The 22247-nt window shown below is 62.8% G+C and carries 19 protein-coding genes; 11 read left to right on the top strand and 8 right to left on the bottom strand.

What is annotated here, in order from left to right; all coding sequences use genetic code 11:
* The first annotated feature begins 130 nt into the window (after window positions 1–130).
* The 3 genes from BMI88_RS18095 to mog all read left to right on the top strand — a co-directional run bounded on the left by BMI88_RS18095 (window position 131) and on the right by mog (window position 3102).
* Window positions 131–1234: a hypothetical protein gene (locus tag BMI88_RS18095; protein WP_146673625.1), complete on the top strand. Its 1104-nt coding sequence runs from the start codon at window positions 131–133 to the stop codon at window positions 1232–1234.
* 105 nt (window positions 1235–1339) lie between these two features.
* Window positions 1340–2569 (top strand): argininosuccinate synthase, encoded by a 1230-nt coding sequence (locus BMI88_RS18090; protein ID WP_078550936.1) that lies wholly within the window; start codon window positions 1340–1342, stop codon window positions 2567–2569.
* Window positions 2566–3102 (top strand): molybdopterin adenylyltransferase, encoded by a 537-nt coding sequence (gene mog / locus BMI88_RS18085; RefSeq protein WP_078550935.1) that lies wholly within the window; start codon window positions 2566–2568, stop codon window positions 3100–3102. Before BMI88_RS18090 ends, mog begins: the two co-directional genes overlap by 4 nt.
* A 130-nt stretch (window positions 3103–3232) precedes the next feature.
* Here mog and ubiG read toward each other — a convergent pair whose 3' ends face one another.
* On the bottom strand, window positions 3233–3976 hold the full coding sequence (ubiG, locus tag BMI88_RS18080; RefSeq protein ID WP_078550934.1) for a bifunctional 2-polyprenyl-6-hydroxyphenol methylase/3-demethylubiquinol 3-O-methyltransferase UbiG: 744 nt from the start codon (window positions 3974–3976) through the stop codon (window positions 3233–3235).
* Between the two features lie 67 nt (window positions 3977–4043).
* Between ubiG and pip the strand changes: the two genes are divergently transcribed.
* The 6 genes from pip (at window position 4044) to infB (ending at window position 11026) form a co-directional block, all read left to right on the top strand.
* A complete protein-coding gene (gene pip / locus BMI88_RS18075; RefSeq protein WP_078550933.1) occupies window positions 4044–5015 on the top strand; it encodes a prolyl aminopeptidase in 972 nt (323 codons plus the stop codon).
* Between the two features lie 29 nt (window positions 5016–5044).
* A complete protein-coding gene (locus tag BMI88_RS18070; RefSeq protein ID WP_078550932.1) occupies window positions 5045–5512 on the top strand; it encodes a TspO/MBR family protein in 468 nt (155 codons plus the stop codon).
* A gap of 139 nt (window positions 5513–5651) precedes the next feature.
* On the top strand, window positions 5652–6233 hold the full coding sequence (gene rimP / locus BMI88_RS18065; RefSeq protein WP_078541597.1) for a ribosome maturation factor RimP: 582 nt from the start codon (window positions 5652–5654) through the stop codon (window positions 6231–6233).
* 1 nt (window position 6234) lies between these two features.
* Window positions 6235–7854, top strand: coding sequence for a transcription termination factor NusA (nusA, locus tag BMI88_RS18060; protein ID WP_078522235.1), 1620 nt, complete (start codon window positions 6235–6237; stop codon window positions 7852–7854).
* A gap of 29 nt (window positions 7855–7883) precedes the next feature.
* On the top strand, window positions 7884–8513 hold the full coding sequence (locus BMI88_RS18055) for an RNA-binding protein (RefSeq protein ID WP_078522236.1): 630 nt from the start codon (window positions 7884–7886) through the stop codon (window positions 8511–8513).
* Window positions 8510–11026, top strand: coding sequence for a translation initiation factor IF-2 (gene infB, locus BMI88_RS18050; protein WP_078541599.1), 2517 nt, complete (start codon window positions 8510–8512; stop codon window positions 11024–11026). Before BMI88_RS18055 ends, infB begins: the two co-directional genes overlap by 4 nt.
* Before the next feature lie 80 nt (window positions 11027–11106).
* Here the strand turns inward: infB and BMI88_RS19945 are convergent, their stop codons facing one another.
* The 4 genes from BMI88_RS19945 to BMI88_RS18035 all read right to left on the bottom strand — a co-directional run bounded on the left by BMI88_RS19945 (window position 11107) and on the right by BMI88_RS18035 (window position 14094).
* Complete coding sequence (locus BMI88_RS19945) at window positions 11107–11235, bottom strand: hypothetical protein (RefSeq protein WP_281480475.1); 129 nt, start codon at window positions 11233–11235, stop codon at window positions 11107–11109.
* 149 nt (window positions 11236–11384) lie between these two features.
* Entirely contained in the window at window positions 11385–11783 is a 399-nt protein-coding gene (gene mutT, locus BMI88_RS18045; RefSeq protein ID WP_078522238.1) for an 8-oxo-dGTP diphosphatase MutT, read from the bottom strand.
* A complete protein-coding gene (gene argJ / locus BMI88_RS18040) occupies window positions 11780–13159 on the bottom strand; it encodes a bifunctional glutamate N-acetyltransferase/amino-acid acetyltransferase ArgJ (RefSeq protein WP_078550931.1) in 1380 nt (459 codons plus the stop codon). Before argJ ends, mutT begins: the two co-directional genes overlap by 4 nt.
* 20 nt (window positions 13160–13179) lie before the next feature.
* Window positions 13180–14094: a peptidylprolyl isomerase gene (locus BMI88_RS18035; protein ID WP_078550930.1), complete on the bottom strand. Its 915-nt coding sequence runs from the start codon at window positions 14092–14094 to the stop codon at window positions 13180–13182.
* A gap of 181 nt (window positions 14095–14275) precedes the next feature.
* On the opposite strand from BMI88_RS18035, the gene secA reads away from it, so the two are divergent.
* Both secA and BMI88_RS18025 read left to right on the top strand, forming a co-directional pair.
* A complete protein-coding gene (secA, locus tag BMI88_RS18030) occupies window positions 14276–16987 on the top strand; it encodes a preprotein translocase subunit SecA (RefSeq protein ID WP_078550929.1) in 2712 nt (903 codons plus the stop codon).
* Window positions 16988–17221: 234 nt separating this feature from the next.
* Window positions 17222–18184 carry a hypothetical protein gene (locus tag BMI88_RS18025; RefSeq protein WP_078550928.1) on the top strand — a complete coding sequence of 321 codons (963 nt, stop codon included), beginning with the start codon at window positions 17222–17224 and terminating at the stop codon, window positions 18182–18184.
* Here the strand turns inward: BMI88_RS18025 and radC are convergent.
* The 3 genes from radC to dnaK all read right to left on the bottom strand — a co-directional run bounded on the left by radC (window position 18175) and on the right by dnaK (window position 22185).
* Entirely contained in the window at window positions 18175–18915 is a 741-nt protein-coding gene (gene radC / locus BMI88_RS18020; RefSeq protein ID WP_246831927.1) for a DNA repair protein RadC, read from the bottom strand. The genes BMI88_RS18025 and radC overlap by 10 nt on opposite strands.
* A 115-nt stretch (window positions 18916–19030) precedes the next feature.
* Complete coding sequence (dnaJ, locus tag BMI88_RS18015; RefSeq protein WP_078550927.1) at window positions 19031–20194, bottom strand: molecular chaperone DnaJ; 1164 nt, start codon at window positions 20192–20194, stop codon at window positions 19031–19033.
* Between the two features lie 74 nt (window positions 20195–20268).
* The gene (gene dnaK, locus BMI88_RS18010; RefSeq protein ID WP_078550926.1) at window positions 20269–22185 is read right to left on the bottom strand and encodes a molecular chaperone DnaK; all 1917 of its coding nucleotides are present in this window, start codon (window positions 22183–22185) and stop codon (window positions 20269–20271) included.
* Window positions 22186–22247: the final 62 nt, after the last annotated feature.

Raw genomic sequence — 22247 nt, 5'->3', positions numbered from 1 at the left:
CGAGTCACCGCTGGTTCACCTTCGCTTTGAGCGAAGCCTTGCGCATTTTGCAAAGGCTGCCGCTTTTTTGCCCACTTTCGACGCTAATCGTGCTGAAACTGTGTTGCGAGCAACAAAAGAGGAGGGCCGCATGCGCCTGAGAAAAACTTCGATTGTCGCCCTTGTCGCGGCGAGCTTCGTCGTCGCCCCGGTGGCGACCAGCCATTTCACCGGCGCGGATGCCGCCTTTGCCAAGAACGGCAACGGTGGCGGTAATGGCGGTGGAAACGGTGGCGGCAACGGCGGCGGAAATAGTGGCGGCAATGGCGGAGGCAAAAGCAACGCAGGCGGCAATTCCGGCACGGCGGGCAAATCCGCATCGGCCGGGCGTGCAACGAGCCCCGGAAATTCCGGCAAGGCTGCTGCGCATGGCGGCGGCCCCGCGAAATTCCTCGACGATCTGTTCTCGGGTAAGCGGCAGGCGAAATCGCAGCATACGACCCGCTCCAGTGTGAAAACGGCGTCGCGCGGCACCACCGCGACGAAGACGCGCTCGACCACCCCAACCAAATATGCGGTCAACGAGTCGCCGCGCCCGAACGGCAAGCCGAGCCTGAGCGAAGATGAGCTGCGCAATCACGGCGCACTGGCCTCCGAGCTGAAGGGTCTGAACGCGGCCCATGCAAGCGCGACCGCGCTCGCCAACGCCTCGCCGAACAGTCAGGTGGGCCGGATCGCGACCTATCGCGACTCTGTCGTCGGGGCGGCGCAAGCAGAAGAAGATCTCGCGACCGCGCAGCAGACCCTCTCGGATCTCGAGGCGCAGGATGTTCGCACGCCCGAAGCGATACAGTCTGACATCGACAATCTCGATCCCGAGGCAGAGGACTACCAAAGCCAGCTCGACACGCTCGAAGCTGAAAAGCAGGCGGCGGAGACCTATCAGACGGATCTCGCGACGGCTCAGGATCAGGTCACCGAGCTTGAGAAACAGGTCGCGGAAGCCGATCAGATGCAGGCGGACTCCCTTCTCGCCGCATCCAACGGGCGCGATCTTTCGCCCGAGGCCAAAGCCTATCTGCACGAACTGCTCGACCTGCCGCCGCCGGAAACGGCAACGGAAGAGCCTCCTGCGGATGGCGATGTGGCGACCGGCGACGGCACGACGGGCGACGGGACCACGGTCGATGGCGATCTCGCCTCGAGCGGGGACACCACGACCGATCCGCTCGTGGACCCGTCCACCGAGAGCTGATCTCGCGCAGAGCACATTCGAAAGGGCCGTCCTTCGGGGCGGCCCTTGTTCATTGGAAAAAAAGCTTCTATTCCGTCGCGGAACAAGAAAACCGGGAGATGCCGCATGTCCGCGCCCAAGAAAGTCGTGCTTGCCTATTCGGGCGGCCTCGATACCTCGATCATCCTGAAATGGCTGCAGACCGAATACGGTTGCGAGGTCATCACCTACACCGCCGATCTCGGCCAAGGCGAGGAGCTCGAGCCGGCGCGCAAGAAGGCCGAGATGCTCGGCATCAAGCCGGAGAATATCCATATTCTCGACGCGCGTGAAGAATTCGTCCGCGATTTCGTCTTCCCGATGTTCCGCGCCAATGCGGTCTATGAAGGGCTCTATCTGCTGGGCACCTCGATCGCGCGGCCGCTGATCTCGAAGCACCTCGTCGAGATCGCGCATAAGCATGGCGCCGATGCGGTGGCGCATGGCGCGACCGGCAAGGGCAACGATCAGGTCCGCTTCGAGCTCTCGGCCTATGCGCTCGACCCGTCGATCAAGGTGATCGCGCCGTGGCGGGAATGGGACCTGTCCTCGCGCACCAAGCTTCTGGAATTTGCCGAGGCGAACCAAATCCCGATCGCCAAGGACAAGCGTGGCGAAGCGCCGTTCTCTGTCGATGCGAACCTGCTGCACACCTCGTCGGAGGGCAAGGTTCTGGAAGATCCGGCCGACATGGCGCCCGATTACGTCTACCAGCGCACCGACGATCCGATCACGCAGGCCCCGAACGAGCCGGAATTCATCGAGATCGGCTTCGAGAAGGGCGACGCGGTGTCGATCAACGGCGAGGCGATGAGCCCCGCGACGATCCTCACCAAGCTCAACGAATACGGCAAAAAGCACGGCATCGGCCGTCTCGACTTCGTCGAGAACCGCTTCGTGGGCATGAAGTCGCGCGGCATCTACGAGACCCCCGGCGGCACGATCCTGCTGGAAGCGCACCGTGGCATCGAGCAGATCACGCTCGATAGCGGCGCGGGCCACCTGAAGGATTCGATCATGCCGCGCTATGCCGAGCTGATCTATAACGGCTTCTGGTTTAGCCCTGAGCGCGAGGCGCTGCAGGCGCTGATCGACAAGACGCAGGAATATGTCACCGGTACGGTGAAGCTGATGCTCTTCAAGGGCGCGGCCCGGACCGTGGCGCGCTGGTCGGATTACTCGCTCTATTCCGAGGCCCATGTGACCTTCGAGGAAGACGCAGGCGCCTACGATCAGAAAGACGCGGCGGGCTTCATCCAGCTCAACGCGCTGCGCCTGAAGCTGATCGCGACCCGCAACGCGCGAGTGAAGAAATGAGCTTTTCGCAGCCCAAGGCTGCCATCGTCACCGTCTCCGACCGCGCGTCGCGCGGCGAATACGAGGACAAGGGCGGTCCGGGCTGCGAAGACTACCTCCGCGGCGTGGTCACCTCGCCGCTGGAGATCGAGCGTCACATCATCCCCGATGGGCGCGAGTCGGTCGCCGCGAAACTCCGCGAACTGGTCGATGCGGAAGCCGATCTGATCCTGATCACCGGCGGCACCGGCCCCGCGCCGCGCGACGAGACGCCCGAAGGCTGCTTCGACGTGATCGAGAAGGAACTTGCGGGCTTCGGCGAAGAAATGCGCCGCGCGAGCCTTTTGGAAGTGCCGACCGCCATCCTGTCGCGCCAATCGGCGGGGATCGCGGGCAAATCGCTGATCATCATGGTGCCGGGCAAACCCTCGGCCATCGCGACCTGCCTCGATGCGGTTTTCGCCGCCGTGCCCTATTGCCTCGATCTGATCGGCGCGGGCTATATCGAGACCGATCCCGCCCGGATCAAAGCCTTCCGTCCGAAGAAAAAGTAAGAGGGGGCGCTGCCCCCGTCTCTTTCAGAGACTCCCCCGGGATATTTGACCCAAGGCGAAAATCGCCTCTCTTCGTGTTGGCGGAAATATCCCGGGGTGAATTCGCGCAGGCGAAGAGGGGCAGCGCCCCTTACCGCTTCACCGCTGCGATGGCGTAATTCACCGAAAGATCGCGCTCCGAGAGCGACCAGGTCCAGCTGAGCGGATTGAACACCATGCCGCGGCGATCGACCGGGTCGAGCCCCGCGTTGCGCGACAACTCATAAAGCTCGTCGGGGGTGACGAATTTCGACCATTCATGCGTGCCAACGGGCAGCCAGCGCATCACCCGCTCGGCGCCGATGATCGCGACCATGTAGCTTTTCGGATTGCGGTTCAGCGTCGAGCAGATCATCAGCCCGCCCGGTTTCATCAGGCTCTGGATCGTGTTCACGAAGCCCTGCGGGTCGGCGACATGTTCGATGATCTCCATCGCGAGGACGACATCGAACTGCTCACCCTTCGTGGCCAGATCTTCCGCCGCGCAATGGCGGTAATCGATTTCGAGCCCCGATTGTTCGGCGTGCAGCCGCGCCACGGGGATGTTCCCTTCCGCCGCATCCGCGCCCACGACCGTGGCGCCAAGTCGCGCCATCGGCTCGGACAGAAGCCCGCCGCCGCAGCCGATATCCAGCAGGCGCAGCCCCTCAAAGGGGCGCGGCGCTTTCAGGTCGCGGCCGAACTGCGTGGCGATCTGCGTGGTGATGTAATCGAGCCGGCAGGGGTTGAGCATATGCAGCGGTTTGAACTTGCCGTTCGGGTCCCACCATTCGGCGGCCATCGCCTCGAATTTGGCGACTTCGGACGGGTCGATGCTGTTTGCCGGATCTGCCATTGCTCTCCTCGCATTGATTTTAGGGCAGCCCATGGCGGGCGCGCCTTTTGCTCTATATAGTCCAGACATGGACAGAACTGCAGGGCAAAAGCGCGCATCGGGCGCCCATCTTTACCCGCCGATCGAACCCTTCGATCAGCGCCGGATCGACGTGGGCGATGGCCATGTTCTTTACGTCGAACAATCGGGTCATCCCGAGGGCCAGCCGGTCGTCGTGTGTCATGGCGGGCCGGGGGGCGGCTGTTCACCCACGATGCGGCGATTCTTCGATCCGCAGCATTACCGGGTCATCCTGTTCGATCAGCGCGGCTGCGGTCTGTCGCGCCCGCATGCCAGCGTCGCGGATAACACGACGTGGCATCTGATCGCGGATATGGAACAGATCCGCCGAACACTCGGCATCGACAGCTGGATGGTCTTCGGCGGCAGTTGGGGGGCGACGCTGGCGCTGCTTTACGCGCAGGCACATCCCGACCGGGCGTCGAACCTGATTCTTCGCGGTGTCTTTCTTGCGACGCAGGCCGAGCTCGAGTGGTTCTATGGCGGCGGCGCGGGGAATTTCTATCCAGACCTCTGGGCGAATTTCCGGCGTCCGATTCCGGAAGACGAGCAGCACGATCTGATCGGGGCCTATCATAAGCGGCTGTTCTCTGGCGACTACATGGCCGAGGCGCGCTACGCGCGGCACTGGGCGATGTGGGAAAACGCGCTGGCTTCGGTGCGCTATGACGGCCCGCCCGGCGAAGCCTCGCCCGATTACGCGCGTGCCTTCGCGCGGCTCGAGAACCACTATTTCCAGAACGCGGCCTTCCTCGAAGAGGACGAACAGATCCTGCGCGACCGTCACAAGATCGAGCATATCCCGACGACCATCGTGCAGGGGCGGCTCGACATGATCTGCCCGCCGACCTCGGCCTACAGGCTGGCGCAGGGCTGGGCGATGGCGAAGCTGCAGCTGGTGCCGATGGCCGGGCATGCGCTTTCCGAGCCGGGGATCACCGCCGGGCTTGTCCGCGCGATGGATGAGCTTAGATCCTGATCTAGCGAAAGATTTCGATCGGGGTCGCCATGACGCTTACCTATTTCCTGCTGTTTCTTGTGGCCTCCGCGGCCGCCGCTGCGACGGGCATCATCTTCAAGCCCGGCGAATGGTATGTCGGTTTGAAAAAGCCCGGCTTCACGCCGCCCAACTGGGTCTTCCCGGTTGCCTGGACCTATCTCTACGTCTCGGTCGCCTATGCTGCGGCGCGCATCGCCCCCGAGGCGGGCAGCCAGATCGCGCTCGCCCTCTTCGCGGTGCAGATCGCGCTGAACACGCTCTGGACGCCGGTCTTCTTCGGGGCGCATCGGCTGTGGCTCGGGCTGCTTGTCCTGATCTGCCTCTGGGTCGCCGTTGCGGCGATGATGCTGGCCTTCCTGCAGCTCGATATGTTGGCCGGATTGCTGGTCTTTCCCTATCTCGTTTGGTTGACTCTGGCGGGTGCGCTGAACTTCCGGGTCTGGCGCGACAACCCGCGGGCGGGGGCCCAAACCTGATTCCACTTGCGGAATCTGCGATACAGGACTATATCGCCTTCAACAGCGGCGCGCCGGGGTCCAAACCTGACGCCCACCGGAAACGTGTGACGGGCCGCAACGGCCCGTTTTTTGTTTTTGTAGGATCGGAAAGAGAGACATGACCGACCTGATCGCCAAGACCGCCATCGACCGGCGTCTGGCCGAGATCGTGACCCCCGTGATCGAGGGGCTTGGCTTCGAGCTCGTGCGGCTGCGGCTGCAGGGCGGCAAGACGGCCACGCTTCAGATCATGGCAGACCGCCCCAATGGCGGGATCATCGTGGACGATTGCGCCGCGATCTCGACCGCCGTGTCCGCGGCTCTCGATGTGGAAGACCCGATCGAGGACAAATATACGCTGGAAGTGTCGTCGCCCGGGATCGACCGGCCGCTGACGCGCTTTAAGGATTTCGACATCTGGGAAGGCTACGAGGCGAAGATCGAGACCTCCGAGCAGATCGACGGACGCAAGCGCTTCAAGGGTATCCTGCGCGGCACCGAAGGCTCGGAAATCCTGATCGAGCTGGACGAGAACGGCGAAGACGTCGTGATCGGCCTCCAGTTCGACTGGCTCGCGGATGCGAAGCTGGTGCTGACCGATGAGCTGATCGACGAGATGCTGCGCCAGAAGAAGGCGACCGAAGGCGTCGACGAAGCTGAATTTGACGAGATTGACGATTCCCCCGAGGAGGAGAACTGAGATGGCCATCACGGCAGCCAACCAGCTTGAGCTTCTGCAGACCGCCGAGGCGGTGGCGCGCGAAAAGATGATCGACCCGGATCTGGTGATCCAGGCGATGGAAGAGAGCCTCGCGCGTGCGGCGAAGTCGCGTTACGGCGCGGAGATGGACATCCGTGTCTCGATCGATCGCAAGACCGGCAAGGCGACCTTCACCCGCGTCCGCACCGTCGTCGAAGACGAAGAGCTGGAGAACTATCAGGCCGAGCTGACCGTCGAGCAGGCGAAGCAGTATCTCGACAACCCCTCGGTCGGCGATCAGATCGTCGACGAGGTGCCGCCGGTCGATCTGGGCCGCATCGCCGCGCAATCGGCCAAGCAGGTCATCCTGCAGAAGGTCCGCGAAGCCGAGCGTGATCGCCAGTACGAAGAGTTCAAGGACCGCGTCGGCACGATCATCAACGGCATCGTCAAGCGCGAGGAATACGGCAACATCATCGTCGATGTGGGCCGTGGCGAAGCGATCCTGCGCCGCAACGAGAAGATCGGCCGCGAGAGCTATCGCCCGAACGACCGCATCCGCGCCTATGTGAAAGACGTGCGCCGCGAGACCCGCGGCCCGCAGATCTTCCTCAGCCGCACCGCGCCGGAATTCATGGCCGAGCTGTTCAAGATGGAAGTGCCGGAAATCTACGACGGCATCATCGAGATCAAGGCCGTGGCCCGCGATCCCGGTTCGCGCGCGAAGATCGGCGTCATCTCCTATGACAACTCGATCGACCCGGTCGGCGCCTGTGTCGGTATGCGCGGTTCGCGCGTGCAGGCCGTCGTCGGCGAGCTTCAGGGCGAGAAGATCGACATCATCCCGTGGAACGAAGATCAGGCGACCTTCCTCGTGAACGCGCTGCAGCCGGCCGAAGTGTCGAAAGTGGTGATCGACGAGGAAGCGCAGAAGATCGAAGTCGTGGTCCCGGACGAGCAACTGTCGCTCGCCATCGGCCGTCGCGGTCAGAACGTGCGTCTGGCTTCGCAGCTGACCGGTCTCGACATCGACATCCTGACCGAGGCCGAGGAATCGGCGCGTCGTCAGGCCGAATTCGCCGAGCGCACCAAGCTCTTCGTCGACGCGCTGGACCTCGACGAGTTCTTCGCGCAACTGCTCGTGGCCGAGGGCTTTACCTCGCTCGAGGAAGTGGCCTATGTCGACATGGACGAGCTGCTGTCGATCGAAGGCGTGGACGAGGACACCGCAGGCGAACTGCAGGCCCGTGCCCGCGACGTGATCGAAGAGCAGAACCGCAAGGCGCTCGAAGCGGCGAAGGAAATGGGTGTCGAGCAGTCGCTGTTCGACTTCGAAGGCCTGACCCCGCAGATGATCGAGGCGCTCGCGAAAGACGACGTCAAGACGCTGGAAGATTTCGCGACCTGCGCCGACTGGGAACTGGCCGGTGGCTGGACCACGGTCGACGGTCAGCGCGTGAAGGATGACGGTCTGCTCGAGAAATTCGACGTGAGCCTCGAAGAGGCGCAGAACCTGATCATGACCGCGCGTATTCAGCTGGGCTGGGTCGACCCGTCCGAGCTGGAAAGCGACGCGGAAGACGAAGGCGAAGAGGAAACCGAGGAGGAGGCCGAGGCGTAAGCCTCGGTCCCGACCGGAGAGGAGCTTAGATGAGTCGCGGCGGAAAGCCGAAAACCAACGACGACCCCGAACGGCGCTGCATCGTCACCGGCGATGTTCAGCCGAAGGCGGGGCTTGTCCGCTTCGTGCTCGGACCCGATGGGATGATCTACCCGGACGTGGCAGGCAAACTGCCCGGCCGCGGCATCTGGGTCACCTCCGAACGCAGCGTCATCGAGACGGCGATGAAAAAGGGATTGTTTGCTCGCGCAGCGAAGCAGGCAGCCAAAACCCCAGAAAATCTGGTGGAATTGGTGGAACTGGCCCTTGCCTCTCGCGTTGTGGAGCTTATTTCTCTGGAGCGGAAGGCCGGCAAAGCGGTTGTCGGCTTCGAAAAGGTCAAGGGCTGGCTGGCCGAGGGGCGCGCGAAAGTGCTGCTACAGGCAAGCGACGGCTCGGACAGGGGCAAGGGCAAGCTGTGGACGCCCGAAGGCGGGCGCTGGTTCGGCTGCCTCACCTCTCAGGAATTGGGTTTGGCATTCGGCCGCGATCGTGCGATACACGGCGCGCTTGCAGCCGGTGGCCTCACCCGGCGCGTAATTGAAGACGCATCGAGGCTTGCGGGCGTACGCAAGCAGGACGGCGGCAAGACCGCCATGAAGGATACGAAGACGGCATGAGCGATACGGACGGCAAAAAGACTCTCGGACTGGGCGGTGGGCGCCCCGGGCAGGTGAAGCAAAGCTTCTCGCACGGGCGCACCAAGAACGTCGTGGTCGAGACGAAAGGCAAGAAGCGGGTGCTGAACAAACCGGCGGCAGGCGCTGGTAAGGGAGGGGGTAACAAAACTTCCCTTGGCGATCCGTCGAAGCGCCCCGCCGGGATTTCCGACGCCGAGATGGAGCGTCGCCTGAAGGCGCTTCAGGCCGCGAAGGCGCGTGAGGTCGAAGAGGCCGCCGCCCGCGAGGCCGAGGAAAAAGCCCGCGAAGAAGAACGTGAGCGTCGTCGCGCCGAGGCTGAGGCCAAGGAGCGCGAGGAGCGTGAACGCGAAGCGGCCCTTAAAGCCAAGGCTGAAGAGGACGAGCGCAAGAAGCGCGAGGCCGAACTTCGCGACAAGAAGAAAGAAGAGATCCGCAAGGGCGGACCGAAGAAGGACACTCCGGTCGATCAGGCTGCCGTGGAGGTTGCTGCCGCCCGCGCCGAGACCAAGGGTGTGTCCGCTTCGGGTCCGCGCAAGACGGATCGTGAGCGTGACACGCGCAACGATCGCAACAACAAGGGCAACGACCGCGGCAACCGCCGTTCGGGCAAGCTCTCGCTGAGCGATGCGCTCTCGGGTGGCGAAGGCCGCCAGCGTTCGCTTGCTGCGATGAAGCGCAAGCAGGAGAAGGCCCGTCAGAAGGCGATGGGCGGCTCGCAGCGTGCTGAAAAGCAGTCGCGCGAAGTGCAGCTTCCCGAGACGATCATCGTGTCGGAACTCGCCAACCGTATGGCAGAGCGCGCGGCCGATGTGGTCAAAACGCTCATGAAGATGGGCATGATGGTCACCGCGAACCAGACGCTCGACGCCGATACTGCGGAACTCGTGATCGAGGAATTCGGTCACCGGTCCGTGCGCGTCTCGGATGCGGATGTCGAACAGGTCATCGATCAGGTCGACGACAAAGAAGAAGATCTTCAGCCGCGTCCGCCGATCGTCACGATCATGGGCCACGTCGACCACGGCAAGACCTCGCTGCTCGACGCGATCCGCAAGGCGAACGTCGTCTCCGGCGAGGCTGGCGGGATCACGCAGCATATCGGCGCCTATCAGGTGCAGACCGAGAGCGGGGCGACCCTGTCCTTCCTGGACACGCCCGGCCACGCGGCCTTTACCTCGATGCGCGCACGCGGTGCCAATGTCACCGATATCGTGGTGCTCGTGGTGGCAGCCGATGACTCGGTGATGCCGCAGACCATCGAAGCGATCAATCACTCGAAGGCCGCTGGCGTTCCGATGATCGTTGCGATCAACAAGTGCGATAAACCCGATGCGAACGCCCAGAAGGTCCGCACCGAGCTTCTGCAGCACGAAGTCGTCGTCGAAGAGATGTCGGGCGACGTGCAGGACGTGGAAGTGTCGGCCAAGACCGGCAAGGGTCTCGACCAGCTGCTCGAAGCCATCGCGCTTCAGGCCGAACTGCTCGAACTCAAGGCCAACCCCGATCGCGCCGCGCAAGGTGCGGTGATCGAAGCCAAGCTCGACGTGGGCCGTGGTCCGGTCGCGACGGTTCTGGTGCAGAACGGCACGCTGCGCAAAGGCGACATCTTCGTCGTCGGCGAGCAGTGGGGTAAGGTCCGCGCGCTGATCAACGACAAGGGCGACCGCGTCGATGAGGCCGGTCCGTCGGTTCCTGTCGAGGTGCTTGGCATCAACGGCACGCCCGAGGCTGGCGACGTTCTCAACGTCGTCGAGACCGAGGCGCAGGCCCGCGAGATCGCCGAATACCGCGAGCAGGCCGCCAAGGACAAACGCGCCGCTGCCGGTGCCGCGACGACGCTGGAGCAGCTGATGGCGAAAGCCAAGGCCGATGAAAGCGTCACCGAACTGCCCGTGCTGGTGAAGGCCGACGTGCAGGGCTCGGCGGAAGCGATCGTTCAGGCGCTCGAGAAGGTCGGCAACGAAGAGGTGCGCGTGCGCGTGCTGCATTCGGGCGTCGGTGCAATCACCGAATCCGACATCACGCTGGCCGAGGCGTCCAACGCACCGGTCATCGGCTTCAACGTTCGTGCCAATGCGCCTGCGCGCAACGCCGCGAACCAGAAGGGCGTCGAGATCCGCTACTACTCGATCATCTACGATCTGGTGGACGACATCAAAGCCGCCGCTTCGGGCCTCCTGTCGGCCGAGATCCGCGAGCACTTCATCGGCTACGCCGAGATCAAGGAAGTGTTCAAGGTCACCGGCGTCGGCAAGGTCGCGGGTTGTATCGTCACCGAGGGCGTGGCCCGTCGTTCGGCTGGCGTCCGCCTGCTGCGCGACAACGTGGTGATCCACGAAGGTACGCTGAAGACGCTCAAGCGCTTCAAGGACGAGGTCAAGGAAGTGCCCTCCGGTCAGGAATGCGGCATGGCCTTCGAGAGATACGACGATATCCGCCCCGGCGATGTCATCGAGATCTTCGAGCGCGAAGAGGTCGAGCGGACGCTCTGATCCTTCGGGACCGAGTTGCGAATATAGAAACGGGGGCCTTCGGGCCCCCGTTTTGCATCTGTGGCTGTCATCCGGCTGAGTCAGCGATTGACGGGGCGCCCGGCAAAGAGCGCATCGCCGACACGCACGAGGATGCGCCCGCAATCCAGCGTCCGTTCGTAAGCTCCCTGAACGAAGACGCTGCTGCCGATCTGAATGGTTCTGAGCATGAGGTTCCTCCCTTGAGCGCTCATTAGAAGCTCAAGGTCTTAAGGAACGGCAAATGGAAACGGCTATCCCTCCGCGTTAGGCACGAGAACTGGGAGAAAAGGTCACGAAGGTTAATCGCGCGGTAACCCCGGTCAGAGACTAACCCCGGTCAGAGCCAATCGCGCAGGATCGGGATCAGGGGGATATCCGCGGGCGGCATCTCGTAGTCGCGCAGGTCCCGCGCCCGCGCCCAGGCGAGGGTCTGCCCCTCTTGCGGGCTGACGATCCCCTCCCACTTCCGGCAGGCGAACAGCGGCATCAGCAGGTGGAAGTCGTCATAGGCGTGGCTGGCGAAGGTCAGAGGCGCGAGGCAGCTTTGGTGCGTCTGAATGCCCAGCTCCTCGTCCAGTTCGCGGATCAGCGCGGCCTCGGGCGTCTCGCCCGCCTCCACCTTGCCGCCGGGAAACTCCCACAGTCCTGCCATCGACTTGCCCTCGGGGCGCTGTGCCAGAAGCACGCGCCCGTCAGCGTCGATCAGGGCGACGGCGGATACCAGAACCATCTTCACGAACGATAATCCGCGTTAATGTCGATGTAGCGGTGGGTCAGATCGCAGGTCCAGACCGATTTCGAGGCGCGACCAAGGCCGAGATCGACGCCGATCACGAGTTCATCATTCTTCATATAGGCGCTCGCGGCTTCCTCGGAGTAATCCGGTACCCGCCAGCCTTTCTCGGCAACGACCATGTCCCCGAAGGAAATCTTGAGCTTGTCGCGATCGGCCTCGGCCCCGGACTTGCCGACAGCCGCGACCACGCGGCCCCAATTCGCGTCCTCGCCCGCAATCGCGGTCTTCACCAACGGCGAATTCGCAATCGACATCGCGATCTTATGGGCGTCCTCGATCGAGCGTGCCCGCGTCACGCGGATCTCAACGAATTTGGTGGCCCCTTCGCCGTCTTTGACGACCTGATGCGCCAGATCCATCATCACCTCGCGCAGCCCGGCCTCGAACGCCTTCGCGGGGTCCGAGCGCAGATCGGCGATTTCGGCGGCGTCGGATTTCCCGGTCGCCGCGACGATCAGCGCATCCGAGGTCGAGGTGTCGCTGTCCACGGTGATCGCGTTGAACGTGTCGTCGACCTGACGCGACAGCATCTTCTGCAGCCGCGCAGGCGCGATTTTCGCGTCGGTGAAGATGTAGACCAGCATCGTCGCCATATTCGGCGCGATCATCCCCGAGCCTTTCGCGATCCCGGCGATCTTGATCTTGCCGCCTTCGCCCTGAACTTCGGCAAAGGCGCCTTTGGGATAGGTATCGGTCGTCATGATCGCGCGCGCGGCATCCTCGATCCCGGCAGGGGAGAGGCGCTGCGTCAGGCCGTCGATCACCGCGACGATCTTGTCATGCGGCAGCGGCTCGCCAATGACGCCGGTGGAGGACGAGAAGACGCGGCTGATCGGCATGTCGAGCGCCTGAGCCACTGCGCCGGTCACCTTGTCGACGCTCTCCTGACCGCTTTTCCCGGTGAAGGCGTTGGCGTTGCCGGAATTGACGATGATCGCGGCGCCCGTCTCGGAAGGCGCGCGCATCGCGAGCTTTTCCTGACAATCGAGAACGCAGGCAGCACGGGTGGAGGAGGTGGTGAACACGCCTGCGATCGAAGCGCCCGGCGCGACCCGCGCCAGCATCACATCGGTGCGGCCGGCATATTTGACCCCCGCTGCGGCGGAGGCGAATTCGACCCCCGCGATTTCCGGAAGATCGGGAAATTTCGCGGGGGCGAGCGGCGAAATCGTCACCGATTTCGCCTCTGTTTGCGCCGCAGAAGCGGCAGGGGCGGGCGCGGCGGAAAGGTCGGACTTCAACGCCTTAACCTTGGCGCGGAGCTTCTTGACCTTGGTCTTCAACTCCTTGGTGTCCTTCGACTTTTTCTTCGCCATCGCGCCCGCCTTTTGATCGATCAGTTGCTACCCAAGATGGACTGATCTTTCAGAACGCTCGGATCAATCCCGTCGGTCATCTTGTCGATTTTGGCTTCGTCCACAACAGCCTTTACGCGGTTTTGGACAGCCTCTTGGCGAATATCGCCTTCGAGCTTCTTGCGCACATCGGCCAGTTTCGGCGCATCGACCATCTTCGTGCCGAGCAGCTTCACGACATGCCAGCCGTACTGGGTCTGGATCGGACCGGCGACTTCGCCGTCCTTCATGCCTGCAACCTCATCGGCGAAGGGCTTGACCATCGCATCGAGCTTGAACCAGCCCAGATCGCCGCCATTGGCCGCAGCACCGTCGGTCGAGTTCTTCTTCGCCAGTTCAGCGAAGTCGGCGCCGTTATCGATCTCTTTCTTGATCTTCTCGGCCTCTTCCTTGGTTTTCACGATGATATGGGCCGCGTGATATTCCTTGGTCGGCTCGGCCTTGGCGTATTTCGCGTCATAGGCTTTCTGCACGGCCTCGTCGGTCACGGCCTTGTCGGCGGTGTAGTTCAGCATCGCACCCGAAAGATACGCGCGCTTCTGCACTTCGAGAGCGATCTTGTCTCGCTGCGTGATGCGCTTCTCTTCCAGTTGCGAAAGCGCGGTCTGCTGGATCAGCTGCTGCAGGACGCCTTCGAACAGCTTGTCATCGGGCAGCTGCTGGTACTGCGCGGGCAGGCCGTCACGCACGGTCATCATCATGCCCAGCGTGATGTCCTGACCGTTCACGGTGGCGACCACGGTGTCGGCGCTCACGTCGCTGCGCGGCTTGGCTGCGGTTTCCGATTTCGCGGCATCCGCAGCGGCTGCAGGCGCTTTCGCGTCCTCGGCCTGTGCAATCCCGGCAGTCATCGCGCAGATCGCGACGCTCGCGAGCAGTTTCGTCAGATTCGGCATCCTTGCCACTTCCTTTCTGCCGCGTCTCTAGGCGGCGTTGACAGTCTGGCAGCCGCCCCTTACATCGCCTAGGGCCTGTAAGAGCCTTTTCGGCCTTGTTTCGCTAGCTCTTCTAGGCAAGCAAACCCTATGCGACAAGGCACAGGGAATAACGATCTGGTCAGCTACCCTCGGAGATTACATGCTCGGCATCGGAACACTCGCGAAGAAGGTCTTCGGCACGTCGAATGATCGTAAGGTGAAATCGGTGCGCCCGCTGGTGGCCAAGATCAACGCGCTGGAGGAGGAGTTCGCAGCCCTCTCCGACGAACAGATCATCGAAAAGACGCGCGAGTTTCAGCGCCGCGTGCAGGAAGAGGGCGAAAGCCTCGACAAGATCCTGCCCGAAGCCTTCGCCAACTGTCGCGAAGCCGCGAAGCGTGCACTCGGCCTGCGGGCCTTCGACGTGCAGCTCGTCGGCGGCATCTTCCTGCATCAGGGCAATATCGCCGAGATGAAGACGGGCGAAGGGAAAACCCTCGTCGCGACCTTCCCGGCCTATCTGAACGCGCTCGCGGGCAAGGGCGTGCATGTCGTCACCGTGAACGACTATCTCGCGCGGCGTGACGCGGAATGGATGAGCAAGGTCTATGGCGCGCTGGGTCTGACCACCGGCGTCGTCGTGCCCTTCCAGGCCGAGCCCGAGAAGAAGCAGGCCTACGCCGCCGACATCACCTATTCGACGAATAACGAGCTTGGCTTCGATTATCTGCGCGACAACATGAAGACGTCGGTCGACCAGATGATGCAGCGCGGCCATTTCTACGCGATCATCGATGAGGTCGACTCGATCCTGATCGACGAGGCGCGCACGCCGCTGATCATTTCTGGCCCGTCCGATGACCGCTCGGAGCTGTATATCACGCTCGACAAGTTCATCCCGAGCCTGAGCGAAGAGCATTACACCATCGACGAGAAGGCCCGCACCGCGACCTTCACCGAAGAGGGCAACGACTTCCTCGAGAACCTCCTGCTGGAGGCGGGCGTGCTCCCCGAGGGTCAGTCGCTCTACGATCCGGAAAGCACGACCATCGTGCACCACGTCAACCAGGCCCTGCGCGCCCATAAGCTGTTCTTCAAGGATCAGAACTATGTCGTGCAGTCGGGCGAGATCGTGCTGGTCGACGAATTCACCGGCCGCATGATGAAGGGCCGCCGTCTGTCCGAAGGCCTGCATCAGGCGATCGAAGCCAAGGAAGGCGTCGAGATCCAGCCCGAGAACGTCACGCTGGCTTCGGTCACCTTCCAGAACTACTTCCGCCTCTACGACAAGCTCGGCGGCATGACCGGCACCGCAGCCACCGAGGCCGAGGAATTCGCCGAGATCTATTCGCTGGGCGTGGTCGAGATCCCGACCAACCGCCCGATCGCGCGGAAAGACGAACACGATCGTGTCTACCGGACTGCGCAGGAAAAATACGACGCCGTCGTCGAGGCGATCAAGAAGGCCAACGAGAAGGGCCAGCCGATGCTGGTCGGCACCACCTCGATCGAGAAGTCCGAGATGCTCTCGGACATGCTCAAGAAGGCCGGCATCAAGCACAACGTCCTGAACGCCCGCCAGCACGAGCAGGAAGCGACCATCGTCGCCGAGGCCGGTCGTCTGGGCGCGGTGACCATCGCGACCAACATGGCAGGCCGCGGCACCGACATTCAGCTTGGCGGCAATGTCGAGATGCGCGTGCAGGACGAACTCGCGGCGAATCCCGATGCCGATCCCGAAGAGGTCCGCAAGCGGATCGACGCGGCGACCGCCGAGGAAAAGGCGAAGGTTCTGGAAGCGGGCGGCCTGTTCGTTCTCGCGACCGAGCGCCACGAAAGCCGCCGCATCGACAACCAGCTGCGCGGCCGTTCGGGCCGTCAGGGCGACCCGGGCCGCTCGCTGTTCTTCCTCTCGCTGGAAGACGACCTGATGCGGATCTTCGGCTCCGACAAGCTCGATTCGGTCTTGTCCAAGCTGGGCATGAAAGAGGGCGAAGCAATCGTCCACCCGTGGGTGAACAAGTCGCTCGAGCGCGCGCAGGCGAAGGTCGAGGGCCGCAACTTCGACATTCGTAAGCAGCTTCTGAAATTCGATGACGTGATGAACGACCAGCGGAAAGCGGTCTTCTCGCAGCGTCGCGAAATCATGGAAACCGAAGAGGTCGGCGAGATCACCCGCGACATGCGCGTTCAGGTGATCGAGGACCTCGTGGACCGCTTCATGCCGCCGAAATCCTATGCCGATCAATGGGATGTCGAAGGCATGCATCAAGAGGTGATCGAACAGCTGAACCTCGACGTGCCGCTTGCGGAATGGGCCGAGGAAGAGGGCGTCGATCAGGAAGTCGTCGCCGAGCGACTCGAGGAAGCGACTGATACGCTGATGGCCGAGAAGGCCGAGGCGTTCGGCGCCGACACGATGCAGATGATTGAAAAGCAGGTCCTGCTGCAGATCATCGACGCGAAATGGCGCGAGCATCTGGTCACGCTCGATCAGCTGCGCCAGACCATCGGTTTCCGCGGCTATGCGCAGCGCGATCCGCTGTCGGAATTCAAGACCGAGGGCTTCCAGCTGTTCGAGATCATGCTCGACAGCCTGCGCTCGGACGTGACGCAGCAGCTGGCCCGCATCCGTCCGCTCACCGAAGAAGAGCAGGCGCAGATGATGCAGGCGCAACAGCAGCAGCCCGCACCGACCGAAGCGTCGGCGGAAGCCCCGACCGAGGCGATGCCCGAGGTCGAGGTGGTGGGCGAGCCGCTTCCGGGATTCGACGAGACGAATCCGGCAACTTGGGGCGAGCCGTCGCGCAACGATCCTTGCCCCTGCGGGTCGGGCAAGAAGTTCAAGCATTGCCACGGGCAATTGGTTTGACACAACTCTGACGCGAATGTGGCAAAGTTGAGGCGGCTTCGGCCGCCTTTTCCATATCTTGTTGGAGTCATTGACTCTCTTGGCAGGTCCACCCCCCACGCCAGCCGCGTGAAGGGCGCGATTTCCCAATTCGCGCCGCAGCTTCGCCGCTTTCGGTCATTAGAAAATTATTAAGCAGTTTTCTAAGACAGACCCCAGTTCGAGGCGGCGATGCGCACCATTCGCAAGATATCCATGATCGGAGCGACGTTCCTGCTCGCCGCCGCGACCGGTCATGTGATGCAAAGCGTGGGTCCGCGCCCGCAACTCGGTGCGTCTTTGGTGGCGAGCTCGGTCAGTCGCGAGACTTGGAGAAATCGGGTCGAGCCGCGCGAGGAACCGCGGGTTCAGCTCATTTCGAAAACCGTTCTTCGCAATCCTCCGGTCTATCATTTCGCGACCGATCCCGGCGTCGGCATCGTGCCTGCGACGGTGCGCACATCCGGCGACCAGTTCACGTCTTCGCTGCCGCAACCGATGCCGTTGAAAACCGGCGCTGCCGATTGCGGGCACGCCGTCCTGTCGGTCACCCCCGCAGGCGATGGGCTGACCAAGCTGGAGCTGAATGCGCCGTGCCACCCCGATACGAAACTGACGATCCGCGATGCGTCGCTCTCGATCGCCGGGCAAACCGATAAGTCGGGGGCTTTCTCGGCTATCCTGCCGTTGCTTGCGCCTATGACCTCGCTGGAAGTCACCACCGATGGATCGACGATCGCGCAGGTGGAGGCCGCGGCGTCGGGGCTCGATAAGATCAACCGCGCGATCTGGGTGACCGATGCACAAAGCCCGTTGCATCTGAACGCCTATGAAAACGGTGCGCAGTTCGACGATGCGGGCCATCTCGACGTGACTAAGCCGCGCACGCCGGACACCTCGCTGGGCGGCTATATGCAAAGCTTCACCTCCGCAGATGGCAAACGCATCGAAATCTATACCGCACCCAAGACGCTCACCGAGCTCAAGCTGCAACTCGAAGCGACGCTGTCCTCCGAAGATTGCGGCAGGTCGGTCGGCGGGCGGCTGATGCGGATGCATGGCACCGGGACTGCAGCGATGCCGATCACCCTCGATCTGCCCGCCTGTCCGTCCGATGGCGGCGCTGTGGTTTTGCCGCTTGATGGGTTCGAGTCCCAGGGCCTGACCGCTCAGAAGTAACCCTCCGACCGCAGGCTGATCTCGCAGTCCTTACCAAGGATCAGGTGATCGTGCAGCACGATGCCGAAGAGCTTCGCCGCCTCGTCGATCTGGCGCGTCAGAGCGATATCCGCCTCCGACGGGGTCGGATCTCCGGAGGGGTGATTATGCACCAGAATCAACGCTGAGGCATTGGCCTCCAGCGCACGCTTCATCACCTCGCGCGGATAGACGGGAACATGGTCCACCGTGCCGCGGCCCTGTTCCTCATCCGCAATCAGCGCGTTCTTCCGGTCCAGCAGCAGCAGACGAAACTGCTCCGTCTCGGCATGGGACATCGCCATGTGACAGTAATCGATGAGCGCCTGCCACGAGCTGAGCACCGGCCGATGCATCACCTTCGAGCGTGCGAGCCTTTGCGCCGAGGCCTCCACCAGCTTCAACTCGATCACCACGGCCTCGCCCACGCCGGTCACTTGGCGCAGGCGGTGAGGCGGGGCAGAGGCCACCCGCCCGAAATCGCCGAAGGTTTCGATCAGGCGACGGGCGAGAGGTTTGACGTCCTGCCGCGGGATCGCGCGAAACAGCACCAGTTCGAGCAGTTCGTAATCGGGCAGGGCCTGCGCGCCGCCTTCCATGAACCGCGTGCGCAGCCGTTGTCGATGATCGAACAGATAGGACGGCTTGGACGCGCCCGGCGGCGGACGGATCGCGGTGCCGCCGTTGAACAACGGCAGCGGAGGTTCCTGCATATGATGGGGCATCTGGTCCATGAAACAGACCATGAACGATTCGGATTGAAGAAAGCCTTAATCGATTGCGAGCCGGACAAGAAAAAAGGCGCCCGAAGGCGCCTTTTCCAAATGATCACTGGGTCATGCCATCCCAGAAGCTTTTGACTTTCTTGAAGAAACTCGCGCCTTCCGGGTTGTTCTCGGCTTCGATCCCCTGGAACTCCTTGAGGATTTCCTTCTGCCGTGGGGTCAGGTTCACCGGGGTTTCGACGGCCAGTTCGATGAACATGTCGCCGGCCCCGCCGCCGCGCAGCGCGGGCATCCCTTTGCCACGCAGGCGCATCTGCCGACCCGATTGGCTGCCGGCCGGGATTTTCACACGGCTTCGGCCGCCATCTATCGTCGGCACTTCGACCTCGCCCCCAAGGGCTGCGGTCGCCATGCTGACGGGCACGCGGCAATGCAGATCGGTGCCTTCGCGTTCGAAGATCGCGTGCGGCTGGACCTCGATGAAGATGTAGAGATCGCCCGACGGACCACCGCGCAGACCTGCCTCGCCTTCACCGGCGTGACGGATGCGGGTGCCGGTCTCGACCCCCGGAGGGATGTTGACCTGAAGCTGGCGATCGACCTCCACGCGGCCTGCACCATGGCAGACCTTGCAGGGGTTCTTCACCACCTGACCCTGGCCACCGCAGGTCGGGCAGGTCCGCTCGACCGTGAAGAAGCCGTTCTGCGCGCGCACCTTGCCCAGACCCGAACAGGTCGGACAGGTCTGCGGCTCGGAGCCGCCTTCCGCACCGGAGCCGTTACACTCGGTACAGGCGGCCGAGCTTGGCACGTTGATCGTCTTGTGGGTGCCGCGATACGCCTCTTCGAGCGTGACGCGCATGTTGTAGCGCAGATCGGAGCCCCGCTGTGCGCGCGAACGCCCACCGCCGGGACCGGCTCTGCCGCCGCCCATGAAATCACCGAACAGGTCTTCGAAGACGTCGGAGAAGGCCGAGGCGAAGTCGCCCTGACCGCCCGCGCCGCCGTAGCCGCCGCCCGGACGCCCGCCGCCCATGCCGCCTTCGAACGCCGCGTGACCGAACCGGTCGTACGCTGCTTTCTTCTCGGCGTCCTTGAGGACGTCGTAAGCCTCGTTCACTTCCTTGAACTGGGCCTCGGCATCGGGATTGTCGGAATTGCGATCGGGATGAAGCTCTTTCGCCTTCTTGCGATAGGCTTTCTTGATCTCTTCGGCCGAGGCGCCTTTGGCAGTTCCCAGAACGTCGTAATAGTCGCGTTTTGCCATTGGTTACCCCCTTGGCGGAACGCAGGCGGGCCCGCCCTTAGAAAAGGCAGGCCCGCCCGACATTCCATGCGCAATTACTTGCGCTCGTCCTCGCCCAGATCTTCGAAGTCAGCGTCGACGATATCTTCATCGACATCGCGCGGGCTGTCTTCGTCGTTCGAGCTCTCGCCCTGACCGGCTTTCTCCTGCTCGGCCTTGTAGATGGCCTCGCCGAGTTTCATCGCCGCATCCGTCAGGTTCTGGATCGCGCCTTTGATCTTGCCGGCTTCCTCGGTCTTGAGGGCTTCCTCAAGCGCGTTGGCCGCCAGTTCGATCGCTTCGACGGTCGAGGCATCGACCTTGTCGCCGTGGTCTTCGAGCGACTTGCGGGTCGAGTGCAGGAGCGATTCGCCCTGGTTCTTGGTTTCGACCAGTTCCTTGCGGGACTTGTCCGCGTCGGCATTCGCCTCGGCGTCCTGAACCATTTTCTCGATCTCGTCGTCGGTCAGACCGCCGGACGCCTGGATCGTGATCTTCTGCTCCTTGCCGGTGCCCTTGTCCTTCGCCGAAACGGACACGATGCCGTTTGCGTCGATGTCGAAGGTCACTTCGATCTGCGGCATGCCGCGCGGGGCCGGCGGGATGTCCTCGAGGTTGAACATGCCGAGCATCTTGTTGTCGGCAGCCATCTCGCGCTCACCCTGGAAGACCCGGATCGTCACCGCGTTCTGGTTGTCTTCCGCGGTGGAGAACACCTGGCTCTTCTTCGTCGGGATCGTCGTGTTGCGATCGATCAGGCGGGTGAATACGCCACCCAGCGTCTCGATGCCGAGCGACAGCGGGGTCACGTCGAGCAGGACGACGTCTTTCACGTCACCTTGCAGAACGCCGGCCTGAATGGCCGCGCCGAGCGCCACAACCTCATCCGGGTTCACACCCTTATGCGGCTCTTTGCCGAAGAAGCCGGTCACTTCTTCCACGACTTTCGGCATACGGGTCATACCGCCGACGAGCACGACTTCGTCGATCTCGTCCTTGGAGACGCCCGCATCCTTGAGCGCGGCGGCACAGGGCTTCAGCGAGGCCTTGATCAGGTCGCCCACGAGGCTTTCCAGCTTCGCACGGGTCAGTTTCATGACCATGTGCAGCGGCGTGCCGTCCTTGCCCATCGAGATGAAGGGCTGGTTGATCTCGGTCTGGCTCGAGCTCGACAGCTCGATCTTCGCTTTCTCGGCAGCTTCCTTCAGACGCTGAAGCGCCATCTTGTCTTTGGTGAGGTCGACGCCATGCTCTTTTTTGAACTCGTCAGCGAGGTAGTTGACGATGCGCATGTCGAAGTCTTCACCGCCGAGGAACGTGTCGCCGTTGGTCGATTTCACTTCGAAGAGACCGTCGTCGATCTCGAGGATGGTGATGTCGAAGGTACCGCCGCCAAGGTCATAGACCGCGATGGTTTTCGATTCTTTCTTGTCGAGGCCATAGGCCAGCGCAGCCGCGGTCGGCTCGTTGATGATGCGCAGCACTTCGAGGCCGGCGATCTTGCCGGCGTCCTTGGTGGCCTGACGCTGAGCGTCGTTGAAGTAGGCGGGCACGGTAATGACGGCCTGCGTGACTTCCTCACCCAGATAGCTTTCGGCGGTTTCCTTCATTTTCTGAAGAATCACGGCCGAAACCTGAGCCGGGGAGTACTTGTCGCCCTTCACTTCGACCCATGCGTCGCCATTGCCGCCGTCGACGATGTTGTAGGGGACGAGTTTCTTGTCCTTCTCGACTTCCGCATCGGTGGTGCGGCGACCGATCAGACGCTTAACAGCGAAAACGGTGTTCGAGGGGTTGGTGACCGCCTGACGTTTCGCCGGCTGGCCGACCAGACGTTCGTCGTCCGTATAGGCGACGATCGAGGGGGTGGTGCGCGCCCCTTCGGAGTTTTCAATCACTCGGGGCTGTGCGCCATCCATGATGGCGACGCAGGAGTTCGTAGTCCCGAGGTCGATACCAATGACTTTACCCATGATGTTACCTCTCTTGGCGATATGACGGGGAACGGGTCCATTCAGGCCCCCGGCCCCTATCC

This window comes from Thioclava sp. F36-6, from assembly GCF_002020305.1.
Lineage (GTDB): Bacteria > Pseudomonadota > Alphaproteobacteria > Rhodobacterales > Rhodobacteraceae > Thioclava > Thioclava sediminum.
The sequence above is the reverse complement of the archived record's forward strand: the minus strand, read 5'-3'. Positions and strand labels throughout refer to the sequence as shown.